This window comes from Achromobacter sp. FW305-C-28 (assembly GCF_058783235.1).
Genome location: NZ_JBYSYL010000006.1, coordinates 333,692 through 354,932, shown reverse-complemented (window position 1 = coordinate 354,932; position 21,241 = coordinate 333,692). Strand labels below are relative to the sequence as shown.

Here is a 21,241-nt window from a genome sequence, read left to right as displayed (position 1 = left end):
CCTACTCCGCCGCGCGCAGCGGAGCAAAACGCGGCGAGCCATCGGCCAGCTGGCCGAAAAACAGGTCGGCCGGCCGCACCCACAGGCCGCGCGCGTGCGGCCAGAGATGCTCGTAGACCACCATCGACTCTTCCGTTTCGGAATGACGGGCGGTATCCACATAGCGGTACAGGCCGCCCTTGTAGTGGCGATGGGTGGCTAACGCCAGGGCTTCGGATTCGGTCATTGAAGATTGCCGCAAAAAAGCACGGCCCGGGCGGGGAATTCCTGCCTGGGCCGACGGGTTCAAACAAGACCGTATTTATAGCGCACTCGGGCGGCCGATGGCGCCGCCCCGGGTGCTCACCGGGTACTCAGTACCGCACGTACTCCAGCACGGGCTTGGGCGGCAACGGCGTATTGGCGGCCGGGCGGGCCCGCACGGACGGCGCCACCGGCTTGACCGCGGGTTTCAAGATGGCATGGCCGCCATGCAATTCGTGGGCGGCCTGCAGGGCGGATGCGGCCTCGGCGGTCATCTGGGTGATGTCTTCGGTCACTTCACCCAGCTTCCCCGATTGGGCCAGGGAGACCTCGACGACTTCTCCCATGATTTCCGTCACCCGGCGCGACGACGATACGATGTCTTCCATGGTGGCGCCGGCCGATTGGACCTGGCTCGCGCCGTTTTCGATCTGCTCGACCGAGGTCGTGATCAGGCCTTTGATTTCCTTGGCTGCTGCGGCGCTGTTCTGCGCCAGGCTGCGCACCTCGGCCGCGACGACGGCAAAACCCTTGCCATGCGCCCCGGCGCGCGCAGCCTCGACCGCGGCGTTGAGCGCCAGGATATTGGTCTGGAATGCGATGCCGTCCATCACCCCGATGATCTCCGAAATGCGCTTGGAGCTGTCGGTAATGGCACTCATGGTGCGCACCACGCCCTGCACGGTCTTGCCGCCTTCTTCGGCTACCTTGCAGGCGTCCTGCGCCAGGGTATTGGCCTGGCTGGCGCGCTCGGCATTTTCGGTCAGCCCCTGAACGGCCACGCGCAGGGTCTGGGCGGCGGTGAAACGCTTGGTGATGTCGGTGGCGAATTTGACGACTTTGAACGGCCGGCCCTCGGCGTCGAAAATCGGGTTGTAGCTGGCTTCGATCCAGACCTGGCGGCCATTCTTGCCGATGCGCAGGTATTGGCCGGTATCGTGCTGGCCGCCGCGCAGTTTTCGCCAGAAATCCTTGTAGGCCTGGCCGCGCGCCTCTTCGGGCAGCACGAACATGCTGTGATGCCGGCCCACGACCTCGTCTTCGCGATAACCCACGGCATTCAGGAACAGGTCGTTGGCGCGAATGATGGTGCCGTCCAGTTCGAACTCGATAATGGCCTGCACCTTGGAAATCGCTTCGAGCTGGCCCTCGGTATCGGCCTGGCGCTGTTGCTGCTCGGTAATGTCGGTGGCGTACTTGACCACCTTGAAGGGACGATTTCGTTTGTCGAAAATCGGGTTGTAGCTGGCCTGCAGCCACACATCCGAACCGTCCTTGCGCATCCGCCGATAACGGCCCGCATCGTGCGCGCCCTGCCCCAGCCGTTGCCAGAAATCCAGATATTCGGGGGATTCACGCTCGTCGGAGTCGACGAACATGCGGTGATGCTGCCCCAGCACCTCGTCCAGTTCGTAGCCCATGGTGTCCAGGAAATTCTGGTTCGCCATCAACACGTGGCCTTCGAGATCGAATTCGATAACCGCCTGCGCCTTGTGAATGGCCGCGATCTGGCCATACAGGTCCGCTTTCTGCATACCGCGCTCGCCACGTAGCAAGCGGTTTAGGGTAAGCCATTGCATGTTGACGTCTCCTGCCAGTGGATGGGACGAGTGTCCTGAAACGGATAAAGAAACGGCGGCTTATCTGAAGCAGACTGCTTGGCGCGCCCCAACAATCAGGCAGTGCACGCCGCGCCGCATGCACATGCTTGCCTGCATATCCGTCGCTACCGCAGCGACGGCAGGTCAGTGAATACAGAAAAACGGAAGAATGTATCCAGTCGAAAATATTTAATCCTAAAAATCAGGCGTTCTCAATATTTTGAGAAGGCAGTTACTGAAAAAAGTTTCACGACGTTTCTTTATTACTCGCAAATTCAGCATTAATTCATCTGCGACATAAAGCGCCCTACATGGCGACATCAGGGTTAGTACGCATCCGCCTAGCATTTTCGGAATGCCTCGCAGTAATAATGAAAAGGCCGCCTCGACGGCGGCCCTATTTATTTAACTCGTGAATGAAAATGGCGTCAGATCGAAAACCGGCGAGGGTTTATTCCGCGTCCAGTTCCCGATAGTGGCGGAATATGCCTTCGCCAAAGGGCAGGCGCCGGCCGCTGGCGAAATAGGGTTGCAGCGCGGGCAGTTCCGCCACCCGCCGGTGCAGCGCCATGATGTTGGGGAATTTCGCGGCCTGGGTGCCCATGCGCTTGGGAAATGCGTAGAGCAGGCCATCGATCAGGTGGAACAGCGATAAATCCACGTAGGTCCAGTGCTTGCCGCCCGCCAGCCAGGCATCCGGCCCGGCCAGCACCCCTTCGAAATAGCCCAGGAATTTCGGAATGCGCTCTTCGCGGAAACTGCGGGCCCGGCGGACGGCCTCTTCCTTCTGGTCTTCGTAATAATCGCTGGCGGCAATGGGATGGTGCGTATCGTGCGCCTCGGCCACCATGTCGGCGATGGTCAGCTGCAATTGGTTCACCCACAGGCGGCCTTCGATGGTGTCAGGCGCCAGGCCATGCTTTTCGCCCAGGAACAGCAATATGTTGGCAGTCTGCGCCAGCGTCATCTTGCCGGCCACCAGATACGGCGGCGCGAATGGCGGGTGTTTGCGGTCGGACAGCATGTCTTTGAGCAATGCGTTTTCACCGCCGGGTTCGCGGGCCCGCTCGCGATAAGGAATACCGCCCGCCTCCAGCGCCAGGCGCACGAATTCGCCCCGTCCGGGGATGCCGTCCCAATACCAAAGATCGTAGGTCATGCAGGTCTCCTTCCCAACGGAATGCCAGTTCCTGCCCATACTAAGGCAGGGACCAGCCATGCCTGATGACGGCACGGAGCCACACGGTTTCGGGAGGTAACCGGCCTAGACAGCAAAGACGCTGATTTCGCCGTCGACCTGCGCGGCCTGGCGTCCATGTATCTGTTGATACTGGCGCGGCGACTGGCCGAAATGGGCGCGAAAATCGCGAGAAAAATGCGCGCCGTCGGCAAAGCCGCAGTCCAGGGCAATCTGCGTGATGCTGCAGGCATTATTCAGCAGCAACCAACTGCCGTATTCCAGCCGCAGTTGTCGTTGAAACGCCATGGGAGACATCCCCGTGGCCAGGCGAAAGGCTCTTTCCAGTTGCCGGCGGCCTACGCCGACATAACGCGCAATGGCATCCAGCGGCGGCGGATTGTCGATGCGCTGTTCGATGAAATGCGCCGCCTGGCGCACCCGCACGTCCTGGATACCCGAAAGATCGGTGCGGAAATGCGCTTGCGGCACGCGACCGGGCCGCGCCCCTTGCAGCATCATGTGGCGCATCGCCTGCTGCGCCTTGTCGCGGCCGCAGTGGCGCGCCACCAGGTACAGGCCAAGATCGATCGCGGCAGTCGATCCCGCGCAGGAAATCAGGTCGCCTTCGTCCACGAACAGCCGGTCGACCACGGCACGGGTCTGGGGAAAGCGCTCACGAAAGGCCTCAAGCACATTCCAGTGCACACAGACCGTGCGCGGGCCAATCACGTCGGCCTGCGCCAAGGCGAAGGTGCCGGTGCAGATGCCGAGCAGGCGTACCCGTTGCGCGGCCGCCAGCCGCAGCCAATCGCGCAGCGGCTCGGGCATTCGGCCGCTGGAATAGTCGTTGCCGCCGCAGACGGCGATGTAGTCGAACTGGGTCGGGTCGTCGGGCAGGCCCGCGGCGACGTCGATGGTCAGGCCGGCGCTGGAACAGCGCGGCTTGCCGTCCCAGCTCATCACACGCCAGGCAGTGTGGATCTGCCGGCTGCGCCCGCCGTGGTCGCCCGCCAGGCGCAGTACATCCACGAAACCGGCAAAGGCGGCCAGCGTGAATTGGTCCAGCAGCACGAGGCCGACGGTCAGTGCGGGTTTCCCCGGGGGCAGCGGGTCTGCGCCGTCTTCATAGGAGAGCGGCGCGGACGAAGGTGGCGCGGCGACAGTCATGACGCAATTATTCAAGTTTATGTCCCGCGCCTTCAAGCTCGTTTTCCCGAGCATCGCCCAAGATGTGGCTGTGGTACTTGAGTCAACGATTCGCGGATCGACAAATCTACAAGGGGAATCCGACATGGCAACACACAACCGCAGCGCGCTGGGCGCCGCCGTACTGGGTGCGGGGCTGATCCTGGCTTCGCAGGCAGCGCTGGCGCAGCAGCAGAAGATCACGGTCGCCTGGTACGGCGGCAATTGGGGCGACGCGTTCCGGGCCTGCGTGGCGGACCCGTACACCAAGGCGACGGGCGTGACGGTGGTGCCGGAAGTCGGCACGTCCACCACCACGCTGGCCAAGCTGCAGCAGCAGAAGGCCGCGCCGACTATCGATGTGGCCTGGATGGATGGCGGCATCAGCGAGCTGGCGCAGCAGGCCGGCGTGCTGGATGCGCTGGACCCGGCCGCCGTGCCCAACCTGAAGAACGTGATCGACCAGGGCGTGTATCGCGACGGCCCATCCGTATTCGCGGTCAGCACGGGTTATTACTCGCTGGGCATCACCTACAGCACCAAGGAAGTGACCCAGCCGCCGACCAGCTGGAAAGACCTGTGGAAGCCCGAATATGCGGGTGCGGTGGCGGTGCCCTCGCCCGCCAATTCGTCCGGCGTGCCGTTCATTTTCTTCCTGGCCCGGGTCTGGGCGATCGATCCGTCGAATCTGAGTCCGCTGTACGCCAAGCTGGCGTCGCTGGACACCGCCCTGTTCTTTGATAGCTCGGGCGCCGCCACCAACGCCTACCAGAGCGGCGAAGCCGTGATCGGCGCGCACTTCAACGTGGGCGCCTGGGACCTGATCGACAAGGGCCTGCCGATCGGCTTCACGGTGCCCAAGGAAGGCGTCTGGGCGACCGACGCGCGCCTGCACCTGGTCAAGGGCGCGCCCAACAAGGCTGCCGCACAGAAGTTCATCGACACCGCGCTGACGCCGGACGCCGCCGCGTGCCTGGCCACCCGCCTTTACCTGGGCCCGGCCGTCAAGGACGTGCAGGTGTCCAAGGACGTCGCCCGCAAGCTGCCCTGGGGCGCGGAAGGCTCGGTGAAGAACCTGAGCCTGTTCGACTGGAACATCATCAACGCCCGCCGCGCCGAGATCACCGATGCGTGGAACCGGCAGGTTGCCCGCAAGCGCTGAGCAAGGTCCCGTTCCCATGTCCGCTTTGCTCACTATCGAAGGCGTGTCGATGCGCTTCGGCGCCTACCAGGCGCTGGACCATATCGACCTGGCGATCCAGCAGGGAGAGTTCGTGGCCCTGCTGGGCCCCAGCGGCTGCGGCAAGACCACGCTGCTCAAATCGATCGCCGGCTTCCTGAAGCCGGAATCCGGCCGTATCCTGATCGACGGCCAGGACATCAGCCGCCTGGCCGCGCACCACCGGCCGCTGAACACCGTGTTTCAGAACTACGCGCTGTTTCCGCATATGACGGTGCTGGAAAACGTGGCCTATGGCCCGCGGCGCCAGGGCGCGTCCCGGGCACAGGCTGCGACCCGCGCCCGGGAGGCGCTGGACATGGTGGGGCTGGCCGATTTCGGTGCGCGCTACCCCCGGGAAATGTCAGGCGGCCAACAGCAGCGCGTGGCGCTGGCGCGCGCCATCGTCAACCAGCCCAAGCTGCTGTTGCTGGATGAGCCGCTGTCGGCGCTGGACCTGAAGCTGCGCAAGCGCATGCAGCTTGAACTCAAGCACCTTCAGGCACGACTGGGCATCGCGTTCGTCTTCGTCACCCATGACCAGGAAGAAGCCATGACCATGGCCGACCGCGTCGTGGTGATGCACGCGGGCCGCATCGAGCAAGTGGGCGCGGGCACTGATATCTACCGGCGCCCGGCCACGCAGTTCGTGGCCGAATTCATCGGCGACGCCAATTTCCTGGCCTACACGGCCACCGACGACGGCACCCTGGTGCTGGACGCCCAGGGCCTGCGCGTGCCGCACTTTCCGCAGCCGGTCGCCGCCCGCGGCCTGGCGGTATTGCGACCCGAAGACCTGAAACTGTGCGATGCGGCCGATGCGATGCTGACCGGCAAGGTGACCGACGTGATCAACGTCGGCAGCCACAGCATGATCCACGTCGACATCGGCGCGCAGACGCTGGTGGCGCGGCATGGCGGCAGTGCCCCCACGGGGCTGCATGGCGGCGCCGAGGTGGCGCTGGCGTTTGCTCCCCAGAACCTGCACCTGATAAGCGGGCAGCCATGATGCGGCGCGCCTGGCTTTCTCCCGCTTTGCTGCTGGCAGCGCCCGTGCTGTTCTTCGCGGCGTTCTTCCTGGCGCCGCTGGCGGTGGTGGCGCTGGCCAGCGCCACCGGCGGGCCTGATGGGCTGACGCCCACGGCCGCCCAGTACCTGCGCGTTCTGGCCGATCAATACCACTGGGACGTTATCCTGGTGACGTTCCGGCTGGCCCTGTTCACGACGCTGGCCTGCCTGGTGCTGGGCTATCCGCTGGCCTGGTACCTGGTGCGCGTGGTGCGCTGGCAAGCCTGGCGCCGCGCCTGCGTGATCCTGCTGGTGGTGCCGCTGTTCACCAGCAACATCGTTCGCGCCTTCGGCTGGATGGTGCTGCTGGGCCGCAACGGCCTGGTCAACCAGGGCCTGATGGCCACCGGCGCGGTAGACCGGCCGATGCGCTTTATCGGCACCGAGCTGGGCATCCTGATCGGCATGGTCTATGTGCTGCTGCCCTTCGTGGTGCTGGCGGTGGGCAATGCGCTGGCGCGGGTGGACCCGGCCTGCGAACAGGCGTCGGCCGATCTGGGCGCCAGCCCCGCGGCGACCTTTTTCCATGTGACCTGGCCATTGACACTGCCAGGCGTGGTCTCGGGCGCCATCATCGTCTTCACCCTGGCGGTCAGCGCGTATGTGACGCCGGCGCTGCTGTCGGGCGGCCGCGTCACGGTGCTGTCGATGCTGATCTTCCAGCAATACAGCACGGTGTTCGACTTTCACTATGGTGGCGCGCTGAGCATGGTGCTGCTGGTCTTTACGCTGATCCTGGTGGCGCTGGCGAACCGTGCCGCCACCTCGCCGGGAGCCGCGCGATGATCGCCCGCCACCTGATCCGACTGACCGCATTGATTGTGCTGGCCTACCTGGCCCTGCCGCTCGTGGTGATCCTGGGGGCATCGTTCACCGCCACGCCGTACCTGGCGTTTCCGCCGCAGGGCTGGACGCTGGAGTGGTATCGCACGCTGCTGGTGGAAGCCGGCTACGTGGCTGCGTTCACGACCAGCACGGTGCTGGCGCTGGCCGCGACCGTGGCGGCAGTGCTGCTGACGGTGCCCGCGGCGCTGGCCCTGGCGCGCTACGAATTTCCGGGCAAGGCCGCGTTGACATCGGTGCTGATGTCGCCGCTGGTGCTGCCGCACATCGTGCTGGGCGCGGCGCTGTTGCAGTTCGGCGCGTACTTCGGGTTGACGCGCAGCTTCCTGTCGCTGTTGATCGGCCACATCGTGATCATCGCGCCTTTCGTGCTGCGATCCACGTTGACGCTGCTGACGCCCGAACAGCGGGCGCTGGAAGAAGCCTCTGCCGACCTGGGCGCCAACCCCTGGACCACGTTTTTCCTGGTGGTGCTGCCGCAGATCCGGCCGGGCATCGTGACCGGATCGATCTTCGCGTTCATCTCGTCGTGGATCAACGTGGAGCTATCCATCTTCAATACCACCGCGGACCTGAACACGATCCCGGTGAAGCTTTTCAACTATGTGCAATACACGATTGATCCGACCATCGCAGCCGTATCGGGCGCCACGATCGTGGCTGCGGTCGTCGCCATCGTGATCCTGGATTTGACCGTCGGGCTGGACATGCTGTCCGAACGCGGCAAATAACTTTTCTCTTCTATCACCCGCCTGGAGCTTTTGTCATGCGCAAGCAAGACGCGTTCGATGTCATCTATACCCATACGGAAGGCGAGCCCCTGTGCATCGTGCATAGCGGCATTCCGTACCCCGCCGGCTCGACCATCCTGGAAAAGCGCGCGTTCCTGGAACAGCATTACGACTGGCTGCGCAAGGCGCTGATGCGTGAGCCGCGCGGCCACAAGGACATGTTCGGCGTGTTCCTCACGCCGCCGTCCAGCTCCGAGTACGACGCCGGCCTGATCTACATCGACGGCACCGAGTATTCGCACATGTGCGGCCACGGCACCATCGCGGTCAGCATGGCCATGGTGGCCAACGGCCTGGTGCCGCGCGGCAAGGACGGCATCACCCGCATCCGCTTCGAGACCACCGCCGGCCTGGTGGTATCGGAAGTGGCGTCCGAAGGCGACAACGTGCTGTGGACGCGCTTCGAGAACGTGCCGGCCTACGTGGCGGCGCAGGACATCCCGGTGGAACTGCCGGGCTACGGCAAGCTGTCGGCCGACATCGTGTGGGGCGGCAACTACTTCGGCATCGTCGACCTGTCGAACTGCGACCTGCGCATTTCACCGGACAACGGCACGGAACTGTCGCGTATGGGCCTGATCGTGCGGGACCAGCTCAATGCACGCCACCGCATCCAGCACCCGACGGAGGCGCACATCAACAACCTTAACTTCATTACGTTCTGGCACCAGCCGACGATCGAAGGCGCGTTCTACAAGAACGTGCACGTGTTCAGCGCGGGGCAGCTGGACCGTTCGCCCGGCGGCACCGGCACCAGCGCGATGATGGCGATGTTCGAGGCGCGCGGCAAGATGGGCCTGAACCAGCCGATCAAGTCGGAAGGCCTGCTGGGCAGCGGCACATTCGAAGGCTGCCTGCTGGGCGAGGTGAACCTGAACGGCACCCGCGCGGTGCGCCCCACGGTCAAGGGCACCGCCAGCATCCTGGGTACGGCGCGCTGGGTCATCGACAAGAATGACCCGGTGGGCGCGGGGTTCCTGATTCGTTGAGGTGACGGGAGGCGGCCGGCGCTTGCGGGCCGCCTCCGCTCCGCGTTGGAGGGATGAAGATGACCGCAGCCCCCCGGTTCCCTCGTTCTCGTCACGCGACGTTATCGGAGTAAAGATCGGACGGAATGACGGGGGTGGAAACGCTTGTAGCGGCATAGAGGAACACGTAGTCTGTCCTTGTCCAAATCGACAAGGCACCTTCCATGCTGCGCTGCCCAATCCCCCCCTATTCCGCGTCGGCAACGGCCAACCGCGGGTCCGCGCCACTGCCGCCCCGCTATGTTCCCAGGAACAAACTTCCCAATGAGCAAGACTGGATCGAGCAGGTCGAGGCAATCAGTGCGGCTTGCCAGGCAGATCCCTCTCGACTGCTGACCATCGACGACGTTCGGGCCGCGCTCGCCGCCGAGCGCGCGTCATCTCGCCCATCGCGCTGACATGACGCCCGTCGTGTTCGCCCCCGATGCCTTGCGCGACATCATTGACATGCAGCGGTACTTCAGCGCTGCGGGCTCCGCCAGTGCGGCGGATCGATACATTGATGATGTCGTACGGGCCTGCCTGGACTTGGCGAGTTTTCCCTACCGGGGCGCGCAGCGCGATACCGTCACGCCCGATATGCGATTTCTGCACCATCAGCGACGCTGCACGATTGCCTATAAAGTGGGCGAACGCGCGTCAGTGACCATCATTGGCATTTTCTACGGCGGACGCGACTACAGCCATCTGCTGCGAGAACCCCCGGCGCACTATCAGCGCCCTGTTTATCGGACGCTTGCGGCAATCCCTGCCCCGGGCTTAGGATGGAGCCACGGCCATACCGCTCGTCGCGCGCAGGCGTGCGGCGCGGGCCGGAGTTTGAACCTTGCCAGCGATTCGGGAGCACATCGTGAAGAAAGTTGCTGAGATTCTCAGGGAAAAGGCCAACCCGGCCGTCGTGACGGTCACGCCGGATTCGTCGGTGTACGACGCCATCAAGACCATGGCCGAACGCGGCATTGGCGCCGTGGTGGTGGTGGACGGCGCCGAGGTGCTGGGCATGCTGACCGAGCGCGACTACGCCCGCAAGATCGTGCTGCAGGACAGGGCGTCGCGCACCACGAAAGTGCGCGACATCATGACCGATTCGGTTTTCTATGTGCGGCCGGAAGACACGCGAGAACACTGCATGGCGCTGATGACCGAGCGGCACTTTCGCCACCTGCCGGTCATCGATGACCAGAAGCTGGTCGGCCTGGTGTCCATCGGCGACCTGGTCAAGGACGTCATGAGCGAACAGAAGTTCATCATCACCGAACTTGAACGCTACATCTCCGGGCAAGCCCACTGACCTGCCCGTGCGCGGCGCGCTCGTGGCGGCGGCCAGCCAGCGGAACCCTGGCCGCTAGCCGCCGGCCAGGATCCTGGACGCGGGCACGACCAAGCCCAGCCCGGCCGCGACCAGCAGCACGAACACCATTCGCTTGATGGTTTTCATCGACCCGGCGGTGCCATAGCGGCGCGCCGCCCAGGTCACGCCGATCACCACCGGAAAGGCTTGCAGGCTAAGCCAGAAAGAATTCGCCATGAACGCGCCCTGCCCGGTCACCAGCGCCAGGCGCACCACCGCATTCAGGGAAAACAGCACCAGCAGGCTGTTGCGAATGGACGCCAGCGGCAAGGGCTGGCGGTACAGGTGATACACCATGGGCGGGCCAGCGCTGGAAAACAACCCGCCCAACACGCCCGACACGCCGCCGAAGAACAGGAACGACGCCCGCGACGACAGGCGCTCCAGCGGCTGGGTACGCGCCACCAGCAGCACGGCGCAGGCCATGATGGTGACGCCCAACAACAATTGCAGCAGCACCGCCATGGACCCGCTGATCCACGCCAGCGCGGCCACCCCCGCCCCCACGCCGACCAGGCTGCTGACCAACGCCGGCGCCATCAGCCGCCAATTGACCTGCGGCTTGGCGCGGGCCAAAGTGACGACCGCATTGACCAGCGACAGCACGCTGACCACATTGGCCACGTCGGACACGGAGGCCAGCTGGAACACGCCGGACAGGCCCAGCAGCACCAGGCCAAAGGCAAAACCCGTCATGGTCTGGGCGTAGGTCGCCAGCGCCACGCAGGCGAGGAACAATACGTGTTGGAAGATGCTCATGCTTCGGGCGGAGCCTGACCTGCCTCGGCTCGGCGCGGCCGCGGCGGAAAGCGGCCAAGAGCGGAACGACTGGGAACGGCGTATTCAAGAAGAGGGTTGGACGCGGGCGATGATAGCACCGGGGGTGGGGCAGCCTCCCCCTTGCGCGGGCCCCCAACCTGCGGGTGCCACCAGGGCCGCGACTTGGAGCGCAATTGAAACCCCGTCTGAAGGCCCACCTGAACGCCGCCTGGAGCCCCCTCGTGAAGCGAGTCTGATGCCCCGCTCACACATCTTGTCATAACTGGATGCGTTCATGCACCCTGCACCCGGCCGCCCCCGCTATCCTTCCCGCCCTGTAAGCCACGCTCTGCCGGGTCTTGCCGCGCCATCCTGGCGCCGCGCCGAGCCCGGCGCGTTTTCCGCCCAGCATGACGCCCAAACAGACCACGATCAATACGGTGACACTGACCTGCTCCACTTGCGGCAGCGCGCAGTTCATCAAACTGGATACCAACGAGTACCAGTGCGCCCACTGCCAGGCCGTGACCCTGGTCGAGGACAACGTCGCCCAGCGGCTGGAGAAGATCCTGCGCGGCATGCAGCAGCCGGCGCAACCCAAGCTGCCGCCGATTGCCATCGTGGCGATCGTGCTGACGGTGCTGGCGATCCTGTTGCCGCTGACGATATCGCTCTTTGCCAGCGGCTCGTCAACCCGAGCCCCCTACCGCCCGCCGGTCATCCCACCTATCGACGCCTCGCTGGTCAAGCTGACCGACGTGCAGGAGATGCGCGTACGCAACCGCAACCAGCTGGTGATGGTGATGCGCAACGAGACGGGCGAGAAGATCGACAGCCCCCGCGTCACCGCTACGTTCTACCAGGGCGAACTGACACTGTCGTCCGCGACCGGGTCGCCATTGGCGCGCACCCTGCTGCCCGGCGAATACACCCCGGTGGTGATCACGCTGCCGGACACCTCCTATACCCGCTACACCCTGGAGCCCAGCGTGCCGTCCCGCACCCGCAGCACCGCGCGGGAGATCGCCGCCGACAAGGTGCAACTGGTGCGCAACGACGGCGCCTATCGGTTGGTCGGCTTGTTGCGCAACGCGGGTTCTACCGCCGCCAACAGCACCCAGATTACGGTGATGCTGTACGGCGAAGACGGCAAGCTGATCGGCACGGGCAACGGCTACGGCTCGGCCAACTCGCTCGCCCCCGGCGCGGTGACCTCATTCGACGTGTCCTGCGACATGCTGTCCGAAGGCAAGGTCGGCTCCTACGATTACATGGTGCAAAGTGAAAGCTAGCCGTTCCGAACCCAAACGCCTGTCCCTGCCCGCCAAGGCCGGACTGGTGCTGGTCATCCTGGCCGCCGGCGGTTATGCGCTGGCCAAGTACAACGGCATGCTGCCCTGGGAAAAGGCCAAGGCCACGACCACCACCCAGGCCGCGATGGCCACCGCGGAGCCCGCCCCCAAACCCGCGCCCCCCGCCAGCCGCATCGTGCGGGTCAGCCCCGCCAATACGCGCGTCATCGACCACGTGCGCCTGACCACGGCGGAACTGCTGGACCCGGACTTCGCGCTGTTCGACCCGGCGGCGCTGTCGCTGTCGCCGCCGCGGCGCCTGCTGGACGAAATCGAGCGCCCGCTGCTGCTGGCCGAAGTCGTCAACACCAGTGACCGCTATGTTGCGCTATCGCCCGGGATGACGCTGTCGGTGTTCGACGGCGCCCGTCCGCTGCGGCTGCGCCAGGAATGGTCGCTGCCGTCCATGCTGTATCCCGGCGAGCGCATCCCGGTGCGGCTGCAAGGCGAGGATTTCGAGCGCTACAGCGAGATCAAGACCGATTGGCAACCTGCCAAACGCGCCGCGCTGCCCGGCATGCGTCCCAAGCTGGACATCACCGTCGACAACACCGAGGCGGCCGTCGGCACCGGCACGCTGAATTTCACCTACCGTTTCCGCTACAAGTATGTGGTGGTGCATGGCCGGGTGCGCAACGACGACAAGGCCGAGGTCCAGAACGTCAAGGTATGGGTCAGCCTGTACGACGCGCAGGACAGGCTGTCGGGCGCCCAGTATTCGGAACTGAAGCTGCCCAAGCTCCAACCCGGCGAAAGCGCGCCGTTCAAGGTGGACGTCAAGCAATACGGCGGCAACTTCGCGCGGGTGGCCGTGGTGTACGACGCCAAGGCCAACTAGGCGCGGAACAGGGCCCGGCCCGCCCTCTCGCCAGGACCCGGACCCGCAAAACAGGGGCGGCCCGCCCCCTGTTTTTCCGTCCCCATTTATTTATTCCGGCTGCCATCCTGCCCGGACAACTCCCCGCAACGCCCTCTGGCGCCCCCCGTCCGGGCTGCGTCGTCCGCAGGCGTCGTGGCCTTCCCGCAACGGCTATCGACTCAGGTCTTATATAAGATATAAGACATTTGCTTGCGCCCCCCTCTTCCCTCTACAATTCCCGCCGACAACCCTTCTTCCAACCCGACTTTAAGCAGGCCTCACATGCTGGATACTTACCGCCAACACGTTGCCGAACGCGCGGCTCTGGGGATTCCCCCGCTGCCCCTGACGGCCAAACAAACCGCTGAACTGATCGAACTGCTGAAGAATCCGCCCGCTGGCGAAGAGCAGAACCTGGTCGAGTTGCTGACCCACCGTGTGCCGGCCGGCGTGGACGACGCCGCCAAGGTCAAGGCGTCGTATCTGGCCGCCGTGGCCCTGGGCTCGGAAGCTTGTGCCCTGATCAGCCGCGCCAAGGCGACCGAACTGCTCGGCACGATGCTGGGCGGCTACAACATTGGCCCGCTGGTCCAACTGCTCGACGACGCGGAAATCGGCACCATCGCCGCCGATGCCCTGAAAAAGACCCTGCTGATGTTCGACGCCTTCCACGACGTGAAGGAAAAGGCCGACAAGGGCAACGCCAACGCCAAGTCCGTGATGCAGAGCTGGGCTGATGCCGAATGGTTCACCAGCCGTCCGGAACTGCCCCAGAGCCTGACCATCACGGTCTTCAAGGTGCCTGGCGAAACCAACACCGACGACCTGTCGCCCGCCCCGGACGCCACCACCCGCCCCGACATTCCGATGCACGCCCTGGCGATGCTGAAGAACAAGCGTGACGGCGCAGCGTTCCAGCCGGAAGAAGACGGCAAGCGCGGTCCGGTCAAGTTCATCGAATCGCTGAAGGAAAAGGGCCACCTAGTCGCCTACGTGGGTGACGTGGTCGGTACCGGTTCCTCGCGCAAGTCGGCCACCAACTCGGTGCTGTGGTTCACGGGCGAAGACATCCCCTTCGTGCCGAACAAGCGCTTTGGCGGCGTCTGCCTGGGCAACAAGATCGCCCCGATCTTCTACAACACGATGGAAGACGCCGGCGCCCTGCCGATCGAGCTGGACGTGTCGCAGATGGAAATGGGCGACGTGGTTGAACTGCGTCCCTACGAAGGCAAGGCCATCAAGAACGGCGAAGTCATCGCCGAATTCGAAGTGAAGTCGGACGTGCTGTTCGACGAAGTGCGCGCCGGCGGCCGCATTCCGCTGATCATCGGCCGTGGCCTGACGGGCAAGGCGCGCGAAGCGCTGGGCCTGCCGCCGTCGACGCTGTTCCGCCTGCCCAAGGACCCGGCCGACACCGGCAAGGGTTTCACGCTGGCCCAGAAGATGGTCGGCCGCGCCTGCGGCCTGGAAGAAGGCCGCGGCATTCGCCCGGGTACCTACTGCGAACCGAAGATGACCTCGGTCGGCAGCCAGGACACCACCGGCCCGATGACCCGCGACGAGCTGAAGGACCTGGCCTGCCTGGGCTTTTCGGCCGACCTGGTGATGCAGTCGTTCTGCCACACCGCCGCCTACCCCAAGCCCGTGGACGTGAAGACGCACCACACGCTGCCGGAATTCATCAGCACCCGTGGCGGCGTGTCGCTGCGCCCGGGCGATGGCGTGATCCACTCGTGGCTGAACCGCATGCTGTTGCCCGACACCGTCGGCACCGGCGGCGACTCGCACACCCGCTTCCCCATCGGCATCTCGTTCCCGGCCGGTTCGGGCCTGGTCGCCTTTGCCGCCGCCACCGGCGTGATGCCGCTGGACATGCCGGAATCGGTGCTGGTCCGCTTCAAGGGCAAGCTGCAGCCCGGCGTGACCCTGCGCGACCTGGTCAACGCCATTCCGCTGTACGCCATCAAGCAAGGCCTGCTGACGGTGGCCAAGCAAGGCAAGAAGAACATCTTCTCCGGCCGCATCCTGGAAATCGAAGGCCTGCCCGACCTGAAGGTCGAACAAGCCTTTGAACTGTCGGACGCCTCGGCTGAACGTTCGGCCGCCGGCTGCTCGGTGCGCCTGAACAAGGAACCGATCATCGAATACATCAACAGCAACATCGTGATGTTGAAGTGGATGATCGCCAACGGCTACGAAGACGAGCGCACGCTGGGCCGCCGCATCAAGGCCATGGAAGCCTGGCTGGCCGACCCCAAGCTGCTGGAACCGGACGCCGACGCCGAGTACGCCGCCGTCATCGATATCGACCTGGCCGACGTGCACGAGCCCATCGTGGCCTGCCCGAACGACCCGGACGACGTCAAGACGCTGTCGGAAGTTGCCGGCGCCAAGATCGACGAAGTGTTCATCGGCAGCTGCATGACCAACATCGGCCACTTCCGCGCAGCGTCCAAGCTGCTGGAAGGCAAGCGCGACATCCCCGTCAAGCTTTGGGTGGCCCCGCCCACCAAGATGGATGCCACGCAACTGACCGAAGAAGGCCACTACGGCGTGTTCGGCACGGCCGGTGCGCGCACCGAAATGCCGGGCTGCTCGCTGTGCATGGGCAACCAGGCCCAGGTGCGCGAAGGCGCGACCGTCATGTCGACCAGCACCCGCAACTTCCCGAACCGCCTGGGCAAGAACACCAACGTGTACCTGGGTTCGGCCGAGCTGGCCGCCATCTGCTCGAAGTTGGGCCGGATTCCGACCAAGGACGAGTACATGACCGACATGGGCGTCATCAACAAGAGCGGCGATCAGATCTATCAGTACCTGAACTTCGACAAGATCGCTGACTACAAGGACGTGGCCGACGTGATCGAGGTGTAAGCCTCATCCGCCAGGCTTGCCCGCAGACGGCCCCGGAGCGATCCGGGGCCGTTTTTCGTTGGCGGCGCGGCAAGGTCGAAAAGGGGTCAATTCTCGTCCCGGCAGGAAAGTAGTCGGGGACGGAACTTTTCAGGCGATACGTTTTCATACAATCACCGTAACCAATGACACAAAACCCCTGACAGCCGCCTGCCGGCCCCTGGAGAAGACTGCCAATGACACGGCTCTTGTTGCCGCTGCCGCTGTTGACGGCGCTTGCCGGCTGCGCCACGGCGCCGCCCTCGAACCCCGAGAACATCTGCGCCATCTTCCGCGAAAAGCCCGACTGGCACGATGCCGCACTGAAAGTGCAGAAGAAATGGGGTGCGCCGGTGCAGGTGCCCATGGCGATGATGTACCAGGAATCGTCGTTCAAGCAGGACGCCGTGCCGCCGCGCTATTACTTCCTGGGCATCATCCCCTGGGGCCGGGTCAGTTCCGCCTACGGCTACGCCCAGGCCAAGGACGAGACCTGGGGCGACTACAAGAAAGACGCCGGCGGCTGGGGCTCCAGCCGCGACAATTTCGCCGATGCCCTGGATTTCATGGGCTGGTACATGAGCAAGACCCAGCGCCTGAATGGCGTCTCCAAGTCCGACGCCTACGGCCAATACCTGAACTACCATGAGGGCTGGACCGGCTACCGCAACCGCAGCTATGACCGCAAGGCCTGGCTCAAGACGGTATCGAAGAAGGTGCAGGCGCGCGCCGACAAATTCGCCAGCCAGTACAAGAGCTGCGAAAAGGACCTGACGCGCGGCGGCTGGTTCTTCTAAGCGGGTTTTCCAGGCGGGGTTTTCCGAGGGAAGCGGCTCGCGCCGCCCCCTTGGCCGCGATCAGGCCTGCACGCCCAGCCGGTACACCACGGTATCGAGCCGGCTGACTCCACGCTCAGCGAACTTGGGTTCCTTGGCCAGGATGTCGCGACGGTCGATGATGACCGCCGGCGACACCCCGGTGAACAAGGCCCGTACTTCGGTATCGACCAGCGCGAACGGCGGCCCGTCCATTTCTTCCTGGGGATAATCCAGGGTGATCAGCAAACCGCGATAGCCCGGCGCCAATTGCCCATAGACGTGCCGCACATAGGCGCCGCGCATGTCCGCGGGCAAGGCAATCAGCGCCGCACGGTCATAGGCGCCCACGCAATGCGACAGCAGTTGCGCATCCAGCCTGAAGATATCGCCGCAGATGATCTCGATATTGCCGGCGACATAATGCTTGCCGTAGGCAGTGTCGTGGATGACGGGCTTGAGCTCGTTTTCAGTGAAGAATTGCTCGACCGCCAATTGGGATAATTCCACCCCCAATACCTGAAAGCCCTGGGCCGCCAGCCACACCATATCCAGCGACTTGCCGCACAGCGGCACCAGCACCTTGCCCCCGGGGGGCACCGATAGCGTCGGCCAGTATTTCTGCAACAGGGGCGTCACGCGCGTTTGATGAAAATGCGTGCGACCGTCGCGCCAGCGTTCCAACCAGAATTCCGCGTCCATGCTTTGTATTTATCCTCCTGAAAATAGCGAATTACTCCATTCGCGGGCGGTGCCGCGCGCCGGTGCGCGGCTTGGCAAGACCCCTTGATACTACCTGTACGGCGGCAGAGCAGCATGGGGAACAAGCGCCCGAATAATGCCCATACTCGCGCGGCGTCGAGGCAAAGGCTTGGCGGCACAGGCGTGCGGGCACTCCCTTAGGGTTTATCCCGACGCTTGTTTTGCATCCACGCCACCGCCAGCCCCGTATGTGTTCGTGACGGCCAATACAAAGGAGATCGTCATGAAATTGCTAGCCTCGATTGCCATCGCCTGCTCTGCCCTGACCCTGTCGCCGACCTACGCGGCCGACGTCATGGTGGGGGGACAAGCGATGATGCCCAGCAAGAACATCGTGGCCAACGCGGTCAATTCCGCCGACCACACCACGCTGGTCGCAGCGGTGAAAGCCGCCGGCCTGGTGGATACGTTGCAGGGCAAGGGCCCGTTCACGGTCTTCGCGCCCACCAATGCCGCGTTCAACAAACTGCCGCCCGGCACGGTCGACACCCTGGTCAAGCCTGAAAATAAGGCCACGTTGACCAAGATCCTGACCTACCACGTGGTACCGGGCAAACTGGACTTCGACGCCCTGGCGGCCAAGGCCAGGAAGGGTGGCGTCACCGAACTGACCACGGCCAGCGGCGGCAAACTCTGGGTCATGATGAATGGCAAGCACAACCTGACCGTCAAGGACGAAAAAGGTGGCGTGGCCAATATCAGCACCTATGACGTATACCAGTCCAACGGCGTGATCCACGTGATCGACAGCGTCCTGATGCCCAAGTAAGCGCATCCAGGATATCGTAGGGGTCCCTGAGACCCCTACCCCGCCCCCCCCCTTATGACCGCAACGCTGCTTCGTGCTTTTCGATCGCCGTCCGGTTTACGTCTTGCCGCGATATCCGGCCTGCTGGCCGTCTTGCTGCTGGTCGGCAAGTCCACCGGCGCGCAACCGCAGCCCCTGGAGTTCGATAACGCCTACAAGGCCGAACTGGCTTCGGAGAGCGCCGCCTTGCGCGCCCGCATCCAGCAGTGGCCCGCGCCGCTGCAGGACATGAACCAGCAGATCTCCGCCGCACTACGTGCCAACGATCCCGCACAGGCGCAGCGTATCGCCGAAGCCTTGTCGCAACGCGAGCCGGGCAATGCCGACATCAAGAACTTCCTGGGCAAGCTGCAATCCGTCAATGGCCAGCAAGCGGCGGCGGTCAAGCTGTTCGACGAGGCAATCACCCTGGCCCCTGACAATCGCTGGTTCTATGTGAACAAGGCCGGTGCGCAGGCCGAATTGCGGGACCTGCCCAACGCGCTGGCCACCGCGCAGGCCCTGACGGCGCGCTATCCGCAATGGAGCATCGGCCTGAACCTGCAAGCCGCGCTGCTGGACGGCCTGGATCGCATCCCGGAGGCGCTGAACGTGTATGACCAGGCGGTGCACGCCACGCCGCCCAGCGCCCAGATCCTGACCAACCGGGGCCTGCTGCTGCGGCGGCTGGGCCGCCAGGCCGACGCCCGCGCCAGCTACGAAGCCGCGCTACGGGTGCAGCCCGGTTACTCCCGCGCCGAGTCTGAGCTGGCGTCGTTGCCGCGCTAGCTTTTGCGCAGGGTCGATTGCCCCCACTGCAGGCCATTTTTTCCATAAGGTCGATTGCGTCCACACCACCGCCCAGGAGCCCACCCCATGCCCCGCTTGCCGTCCCCTGCATCCGCGTTGCCTGTGTCCGTGCCCTGCCCGCCCCGCCGTGCGTTGACGCTGGCGCTGGCCGCGCTGGCCGTGACATCGCTGCGCGTCACGGCCGCCGCCGCCGCGACCGCGCCGAATGACCGCGACGCCATCGTCCGACGCGTGTTCCAGGCCGATCTGGCAGGCATCCGCTACGGCGCGGACCACGCCAAGCTGATGCGCAATCTGGGGGTGATCTGGATTCCCGTGGAGACTGGCGCGCCCGGCATCGAATTCGAACATCCGCTGGGCGGCAAGGACACGGTGGCTACGGCAATGACGCTGCTGGGCACGGCCGACAAAAGCCTGGCAACCCAGCGCATGGCCGAGGTCTGCCGGCTGGTGCCCGCCTATGTGCGCCGCATCGGCCAGTTGGCGCCCGGCCGCTATGCGCTGCCGCGGGAGCGGCGCGAAGCCTTCGACTTTCCGGATAGCGGCGTGGACGCCAAGGGCTTTTTCCAACTGCGGCGCGAACATCTCACCCTGCTTCGCGCGGCCAACTGGCGCGAGGCCGGCCAGGGCGCGCTGGAAGCGGTGCTGCGCGAAGGCGACGCCTTCTGGCCCATGCCCTACATCGACGGCAAGCGCCCATATGGCGACAGCAGCTTCTTCCAGATCGACATGGCGCGCGCGCTAGGCGAACCCTATGCGCAAGACGCCCAGGGCCGCGCCATCACCGAACCGGCCAAGGATGCGCGCCTGGCCAGCCTGCACTGGCAGACGGCAGCGGCGCTACAAGTCTTCCTGGCCCACGCGAAGAGCTAGGCCGCAACAAGAGGCCATGGCGCGTCTCGCGATGCCGCATGCCGCGCACGACGTGGCGTCACGGCCGTCGTGAAAGGAACCCTCGGATATCGTCGGCCACTGGCACCGCGGCCAGCACCATCAGGCACAGCGCCAGCGGCAAGGTGGACCCGAAGCCGTAGTGGAAGAACGAATACGCCCCCACGACACCGCCGGTAAAGAACAGCGTGACCATCCCGCCCAACACAATCAGCTTGCCGCGATCGGCCCGCACCGGCGGCGTCTCGGCCGCATCGGCCCGTGCCAGGTTCCAATAGAACAGCTTGCCCAGTTCGATGCCGATATCGGTGACCATGCCGGTCACGTGGGTGGTGCGGATCTCGGATTTGGATACCTTGGTGATCATCGCGTTCTGCAGGCCCATGATGTAGCACAGCAGCATCACGGTGCCCGGCACGTAGAACCAGCGCAGCGTTTCCAGGTTGGCGCCCAACAGGCCGAACACCAGCAGCAGCATGGCTTCGACCAGCAGTGGCAGCGCGAACTCGCTGGCCAGGTGCGAGCGGCGCCCGAAATGGATCAGCGACGCCGACGTCGCGGCCCCCGCCAGGAATGACAGCAATGCGGCCAGCCCTTGCAGCACCACCGCCAGGCCGCCCAGCGCCATGTGGTCGGCCATCATCGACACGATGCCCGACATGTGCGAGGTGTACTGCTGCACGGCCAGGAAGCCGCCCGCGTTGACCGCGCCCGCGGTGAAGGTCAGGAAATACGCCAGCCGCCGGTTGGCCTGCGGCGTGCGGCTGACCGCGGTGAGCTGGCGCAGGAACGGAATGGGCACGGC

At 64.7% G+C, this 21,241-nt stretch carries 20 protein-coding genes and 1 pseudogene; 14 read left to right on the top strand and 7 right to left on the bottom strand.

Translation table 11 applies throughout. From position 1 onward, the window contains the following. Position 1 precedes the first annotated feature (1 nt). From AC3WMR_RS17720 to AC3WMR_RS17705, 4 genes are all read right to left on the bottom strand, one after another. Entirely contained in the window at positions 2–226 is a 225-nt protein-coding gene (locus tag AC3WMR_RS17720) for a DUF1653 domain-containing protein (RefSeq protein WP_025139499.1), read from the bottom strand. A gap of 127 nt (positions 227–353) precedes the next feature. Further along, entirely contained in the window at positions 354–1,823 is a 1,470-nt protein-coding gene (locus AC3WMR_RS17715) for a methyl-accepting chemotaxis protein (protein ID WP_492263967.1), read from the bottom strand. A 472-nt stretch (positions 1,824–2,295) separates the two neighbouring features. After that, positions 2,296–3,003 carry a glutathione S-transferase gene (locus AC3WMR_RS17710; RefSeq protein ID WP_492263968.1) on the bottom strand — a complete coding sequence of 236 codons (708 nt, stop codon included), beginning with the start codon at positions 3,001–3,003 and terminating at the stop codon, positions 2,296–2,298. A 105-nt stretch (positions 3,004–3,108) separates the two neighbouring features. Further along, complete coding sequence (locus AC3WMR_RS17705) at positions 3,109–4,317, bottom strand: GlxA family transcriptional regulator (protein WP_492263969.1); 1,209 nt, start codon at positions 4,315–4,317, stop codon at positions 3,109–3,111. Between AC3WMR_RS17705 and AC3WMR_RS17700 the strand changes: the two genes are divergently transcribed. The 7 genes from AC3WMR_RS17700 to AC3WMR_RS17670 all read left to right on the top strand — a co-directional run bounded on the left by AC3WMR_RS17700 (position 4,316) and on the right by AC3WMR_RS17670 (position 10,449). Beyond that, positions 4,316–5,371 carry an ABC transporter substrate-binding protein gene (locus AC3WMR_RS17700; protein WP_492263970.1) on the top strand — a complete coding sequence of 352 codons (1,056 nt, stop codon included), beginning with the start codon at positions 4,316–4,318 and terminating at the stop codon, positions 5,369–5,371. The genes AC3WMR_RS17705 and AC3WMR_RS17700 overlap by 2 nt on opposite strands. A gap of 16 nt (positions 5,372–5,387) precedes the next feature. Further along, positions 5,388–6,437 (top strand): ABC transporter ATP-binding protein, encoded by a 1,050-nt coding sequence (locus tag AC3WMR_RS17695; RefSeq protein WP_492263971.1) that lies wholly within the window; start codon positions 5,388–5,390, stop codon positions 6,435–6,437. Further along, positions 6,434–7,282, top strand: a complete 849-nt coding sequence (locus AC3WMR_RS17690) for an ABC transporter permease (protein ID WP_492263972.1) — start codon at positions 6,434–6,436, stop codon at positions 7,280–7,282. The genes AC3WMR_RS17695 and AC3WMR_RS17690 overlap by 4 nt, the downstream gene beginning before the upstream one ends. Beyond that, the gene (locus tag AC3WMR_RS17685) at positions 7,279–8,070 is read left to right on the top strand and encodes an ABC transporter permease (RefSeq protein ID WP_492263973.1); all 792 of its coding nucleotides are present in this window, start codon (positions 7,279–7,281) and stop codon (positions 8,068–8,070) included. Before AC3WMR_RS17690 ends, AC3WMR_RS17685 begins: the two co-directional genes overlap by 4 nt. A 35-nt stretch (positions 8,071–8,105) precedes the next feature. Continuing rightward, entirely contained in the window at positions 8,106–9,119 is a 1,014-nt protein-coding gene (locus AC3WMR_RS17680; RefSeq protein WP_492263974.1) for a proline racemase family protein, read from the top strand. 438 nt (positions 9,120–9,557) lie between these two features. Beyond that, complete coding sequence (locus tag AC3WMR_RS17675; protein WP_492263975.1) at positions 9,558–10,025, top strand: type II toxin-antitoxin system RelE/ParE family toxin; 468 nt, start codon at positions 9,558–9,560, stop codon at positions 10,023–10,025. After that, on the top strand, positions 10,009–10,449 hold the full coding sequence (locus AC3WMR_RS17670; protein ID WP_492263976.1) for a CBS domain-containing protein: 441 nt from the start codon (positions 10,009–10,011) through the stop codon (positions 10,447–10,449). Before AC3WMR_RS17675 ends, AC3WMR_RS17670 begins: the two co-directional genes overlap by 17 nt. Positions 10,450–10,503: 54 nt before the next feature. Here the strand turns inward: AC3WMR_RS17670 and AC3WMR_RS17665 are convergent, their stop codons facing one another. Beyond that, the gene (locus AC3WMR_RS17665; RefSeq protein WP_492263977.1) at positions 10,504–11,268 is read right to left on the bottom strand and encodes a TSUP family transporter; all 765 of its coding nucleotides are present in this window, start codon (positions 11,266–11,268) and stop codon (positions 10,504–10,506) included. A gap of 410 nt (positions 11,269–11,678) precedes the next feature. On the opposite strand from AC3WMR_RS17665, the gene AC3WMR_RS17660 reads away from it, so the two are divergent. The 4 genes from AC3WMR_RS17660 to AC3WMR_RS17645 all read left to right on the top strand — a co-directional run bounded on the left by AC3WMR_RS17660 (position 11,679) and on the right by AC3WMR_RS17645 (position 17,168). Further along, positions 11,679–12,560, top strand: a complete 882-nt coding sequence (locus AC3WMR_RS17660) for an FxLYD domain-containing protein (RefSeq protein ID WP_492263978.1) — start codon at positions 11,679–11,681, stop codon at positions 12,558–12,560. Continuing rightward, positions 12,550–13,458 (top strand): FxLYD domain-containing protein, encoded by a 909-nt coding sequence (locus AC3WMR_RS17655; RefSeq protein ID WP_492263979.1) that lies wholly within the window; start codon positions 12,550–12,552, stop codon positions 13,456–13,458. The genes AC3WMR_RS17660 and AC3WMR_RS17655 overlap by 11 nt, the downstream gene beginning before the upstream one ends. 303 nt (positions 13,459–13,761) lie before the next feature. Further along, positions 13,762–16,353, top strand: a complete 2,592-nt coding sequence (acnB, locus tag AC3WMR_RS17650) for a bifunctional aconitate hydratase 2/2-methylisocitrate dehydratase (protein ID WP_492263980.1) — start codon at positions 13,762–13,764, stop codon at positions 16,351–16,353. Positions 16,354–16,568: 215 nt separating this feature from the next. After that, complete coding sequence (locus AC3WMR_RS17645; protein WP_492263981.1) at positions 16,569–17,168, top strand: transglycosylase SLT domain-containing protein; 600 nt, start codon at positions 16,569–16,571, stop codon at positions 17,166–17,168. A gap of 60 nt (positions 17,169–17,228) precedes the next feature. Here AC3WMR_RS17645 and AC3WMR_RS17640 read toward each other — a convergent pair whose 3' ends face one another. Further along, positions 17,229–17,888 carry a thiopurine S-methyltransferase gene (locus AC3WMR_RS17640; protein ID WP_492263982.1) on the bottom strand — a complete coding sequence of 220 codons (660 nt, stop codon included), beginning with the start codon at positions 17,886–17,888 and terminating at the stop codon, positions 17,229–17,231. Between the two features lie 283 nt (positions 17,889–18,171). Here AC3WMR_RS17640 and AC3WMR_RS17635 point away from each other — a divergent pair, with 283 nt between their 5' ends. From AC3WMR_RS17635 to AC3WMR_RS17625, 3 genes are all read left to right on the top strand, one after another. Then, a complete protein-coding gene (locus tag AC3WMR_RS17635; RefSeq protein ID WP_492263983.1) occupies positions 18,172–18,717 on the top strand; it encodes a fasciclin domain-containing protein in 546 nt (181 codons plus the stop codon). Between the two features lie 54 nt (positions 18,718–18,771). Continuing rightward, positions 18,772–19,524: a tetratricopeptide repeat protein gene (locus AC3WMR_RS17630; protein ID WP_492263984.1), complete on the top strand. Its 753-nt coding sequence runs from the start codon at positions 18,772–18,774 to the stop codon at positions 19,522–19,524. Positions 19,525–19,611: 87 nt separating this feature from the next. After that, positions 19,612–20,418 (top strand): hypothetical protein, encoded by an 807-nt coding sequence (locus AC3WMR_RS17625; RefSeq protein WP_492263985.1) that lies wholly within the window; start codon positions 19,612–19,614, stop codon positions 20,416–20,418. A 67-nt stretch (positions 20,419–20,485) separates the two neighbouring features. Here the strand turns inward: AC3WMR_RS17625 and AC3WMR_RS17620 are convergent. Beyond that, positions 20,486–21,238, bottom strand: a pseudogene (locus tag AC3WMR_RS17620) (YoaK family protein); the annotation flags it as partial. Positions 21,239–21,241 lie beyond the last annotated feature (3 nt).